Annotated in this window: 3 protein-coding genes and 1 pseudogene; 3 read left to right on the top strand and 1 reads right to left on the bottom strand. The window is 67.6% G+C overall.

Annotated features, from left to right (window positions below):
* On the bottom strand, window positions 1-907 hold a 907-nt coding region (locus MJ783_RS22800; RefSeq protein ID WP_239313849.1), incomplete at its 3' end, for an IS630 family transposase.
* Between the two features lie 159 nt (window positions 908-1,066).
* Between MJ783_RS22800 and MJ783_RS22795 the strand changes: the two genes are divergently transcribed.
* The 3 genes and pseudogenes from MJ783_RS22795 to MJ783_RS22785 form a co-directional block, all read left to right on the top strand.
* Complete coding sequence (locus MJ783_RS22795; RefSeq protein ID WP_239313847.1) at window positions 1,067-1,270, top strand: hypothetical protein; 204 nt, start codon at window positions 1,067-1,069, stop codon at window positions 1,268-1,270.
* 195 nt (window positions 1,271-1,465) lie between these two features.
* Window positions 1,466-3,217: a hypothetical protein gene (locus MJ783_RS22790; RefSeq protein WP_239313845.1), complete on the top strand. Its 1,752-nt coding sequence runs from the start codon at window positions 1,466-1,468 to the stop codon at window positions 3,215-3,217.
* A gap of 9 nt (window positions 3,218-3,226) precedes the next feature.
* Window positions 3,227-3,537 (top strand): annotated as a pseudogene (locus MJ783_RS22785) (hypothetical protein); the annotation flags it as partial.

Raw genomic sequence — 3,537 nt, 5'->3', positions numbered from 1 at the left:
CGACCATATTCAGCCAGGAGGCGTGCTTCGGGATGTAGGTCACGGAGAACCGTGGGTGCGCCTTCAGCCAGGCCTTCGTGGCCCGTGCGGTGTGGCTGGACCCGTTATCCATGATCAGATGGATGCGGAGGGCCGGGTCAGTCTGCTCGTCGAGCATCGTCAGGAAGGCGGTGAAGGCTGCGGAGGTGGTGCGGCCGATCCGCATGGCGACGACCTCGCCGGTGACGACGTCCATCGCGGCGATGATCGAAACGGTGCCGTGGCGGACGTACTCGAACGCGCGGCGTGCCGGCCGGCCGGGCCGCAGCGGGATCTCCGGATACCTGCGGGTCTTCGCCTGGATCCCGGTCTTTTCGTCCACGCTGACCAGCACCGTCCCGGCCGGTGGGTTCCGGTAGAGGCGGCAGAGCTCGCCGGCCCTCGCCCAGAACGCCGGGTCGTCGGCGCGGTGCAGCCAGCCGCGGACCAGGTGCGGGCGCACCTCGGCCTCGCCCAGCACCCGGCCGACCGTGGCCGGCGAGACCCGCAGGCCGCGCTCGCCCAGGTGGGCGGCGATCGTGACATGGGACCACTCGGCCTGCCCGGGCGGCGGGGCGGTGGTGGCCGTCGCCACGACCGCCAGGCGAGCGGACGGCCCGTGCACCGGGGGCCGCCCCGAACGGGGCCGGTCGAAGATGCCCGGCACACCACGGAGCGCGAACCAGCCACGCCAGGTCCGCACCGTGGGCAACGAGCAGCCCAGTGTGGCGGCGATCGCCGCGTTCGGCGTCCCCTCCGCCGCCATCAGCACGATCCTCGCCCGCAGCACCAGGCGCTGCTCGCTGGTGCCCGCGGCCACGATCCGTTCCAGCTTCCACCGCCGTTTGATCGTCAGCTCCACGCGCACCGGCCGGGCACGTCGACCCATTCCGCCCCTCCACCCCCGTCAGGAGAACAGCCGCCGGCCGTCCCGGTACCGCCCCAGAGCGTCAAGGGTCTCGTCGAGGGAGCGGTCGACCACCACGCGTCGCACACCTACCCCGGCCTGCAAGAGATCACCATCCGCTGGCGGGGCGCCTCCGGCTACATGGACGCCTGGGCCGGCGTCGGCGACGAGAACGACGAGCAGATCCGCCTCTGCCGCATCGAATACCTCGGCGACGACACCTGGGCCTTTGCGATCTACGACCCGGCCGGCGAAACCTACACCGACGCCCGCCTGGCCACCGGGACAGCCACCGACGCCTACGACACCGCCGCCCTCGTCCACCTCACCGACTACCAGACGTAGCGACCAGCCCCGTCCCAGACCGGCAAAGAACTATTGAGCTAACGAGGCTCCGCCCCAGCCCGACAAGGCATGTGTCTGTGGTCCGGCTGTGGTGCAGGGCTCCGGCCGGGCGGTGTGACGGGTTGACGATGAACCCGTTGTAATGCCGCTGATCGGCGGCGGTTGGCCGTAGCCGACCGTCCCGGACCGGAGCTGATGATGACGCTACCCCGCACTGTCGCTGACGTCCTGGCCCGTCACGTGCGCTTCGAGGTGGAGTGCATCGACCGGATGTACCTCAACGTCTATGTGCCCCAGCTCCAGTTCCCATTGGGGATCGTCGGCTACGTCCGCCGCCAGCTCGGGATGCCTGTGGCCTCGACGGCGCCGCTCGCGGCGATCACCGAGGGGTTCGTGACCGCGGTCCGCCGGTTCGCCACCGACCACGACGTTCCGATCGTCGATTTCGTCAAGGGGCAGCGCAAGGACGACGTGATGCACGATCATCTGACGCGGTTCACCGCCACCGAGGGGGTAGTGTTCATCGGCCGTGCCCAGGAGAAGACTTCTCTGTTCCGGACCGAGAAGCGCCGCGACGACCAGGGCAGGACCTACCCGTGGATCGTGAAGACCACCGGGATGGTCAACCACTTCTACTTCTACTGCGTCGATGAGGATTTCGGCCCGTTTTTCCTGAAGTTCTGCTCGTACTTCCCCTACAACGCCAAGCTGTGCCTGAACGGGAACCACTGGGCGCAGCGCCAGGCCGGCAAGGCGGGTATCGGCTTCGTCCCGTTGGACAACGCGTTCGCCGCGGTTGACGACCCGGCCGGCCTTCAGACGATCTGTGACCGGCTCGGCCCGGATCAGATCGACGCGCTGCTGCGTAAGTGGCTGGCGATCCTGCCGCATCCGTTCACCCCCGCCGACCGTGACGCCGGCTACCACTACGACCTGTCGATCCTGCAAGCCGAGTTCTCCCTGACCCAGACCCTCGACCGACCGGTCTCCGGACGGGTCTTCTTCGAGCAGGTCATCCGCGACAACCTCGACATCGGCCGTCCCGACCAGGTCAGCCTCGTCTTCGACCGCCGTCTGGTCCGCACGGGCCCACGTGCGACGCCGGGCCGGTTCCGGACCCGAGTCATCACCGACGGCGTCACCCCGAGCCTGCACGTTGACGACAAACACGCCACGATCAAGCAGTACCACAAAGAAGGAAAAGCGCTACGCACCGAGACCACCATCAACAACACGCGCGACTTCAACATCGGGAAACGGCTGGTCAATCTCCCCGCGTTACGGCGGGTCGGCTTCACCGCCAACCGACGTCTCCTCGACGTCCAGACCATCAGCCACGATCCCACCGACGGCCACACCGCGTTCGCGGCCATCACCGACCCGATCATCACCGACACCGGACGCAGGGTGGCCGGCATGCGGTTTACCGACTGTCGTGTCCAGGCCCTACTGTCCGGAATCCTCGTCTTTCGTCTGCTGCCACACGGATTCACCAACCGTGACCTACGCGAGCATCTCGCGCCCCTGCTCGGCCGCGACCCGAGCACCATCACCAGCGGACAGATGAGCTACGACCTGCGCCGACTCCGCCTCCATGGCCTGATCGAACGCATCCCGAGGACCCACCGCTACCAGCTCACTCCGCCGGCCAGCGCCACGCCCTGTTCCTCACCCGCGTCCACAACCGGGTACTACGCACTGGCATCGCCGAACTCGCCGACCGCCACAGCGACCCCCCACCGCTACGCCGAGCAGCCGACGCCTACGACACCGCCGTCGATCAGCTCATCCACCACGCCGGACTCGCGGCCTGACCTGCACACCCCGAACTTGACCCATCCTTCGCGGCTTCGCCCGCCCAAGCCCTCTAAGATGATCTTGAGACTTCGCTCAATATCAGTGGTCCCTTCGGGACAGCGTGCTGACGGACCGCTTCGAAGATCATAGTTTCGGTGGATGATCGATGGGTTCAGTGCACGGTGCGGTGATCTGCTGACTGGCAGCTACGACTGTGTGGACCGGATCGTGCTCAACGCCTACTACCCGTTGGGGCATAACCCGGGTGGGTTCCGGACCTGGTGGCGGCGGCTGCACGGCGGTTCGGATGAGCTGTTGGACAACACCCGCCTGATGCGGATGGCCGGACGGTTCTCCCGCCGGGTACGCGCCTGGGCGGGGGCCAACCATGTCCCGGTCATCGACTGCTCCCGGGGGGAACGCAAACACCGGATCGCCGAGGACTACCTGGCCACGAACACGGTGACTAC

It is taken from the genome of Protofrankia sp. Cj3, assembly GCF_917627355.1.
In the GTDB taxonomy this organism is placed as follows: Bacteria; Actinomycetota; Actinomycetes; order Frankiales; family Frankiaceae; genus Protofrankia.
Note: the sequence above shows the minus strand (reverse complement) of the source record. Positions and strands in the feature narration are given on the sequence as shown.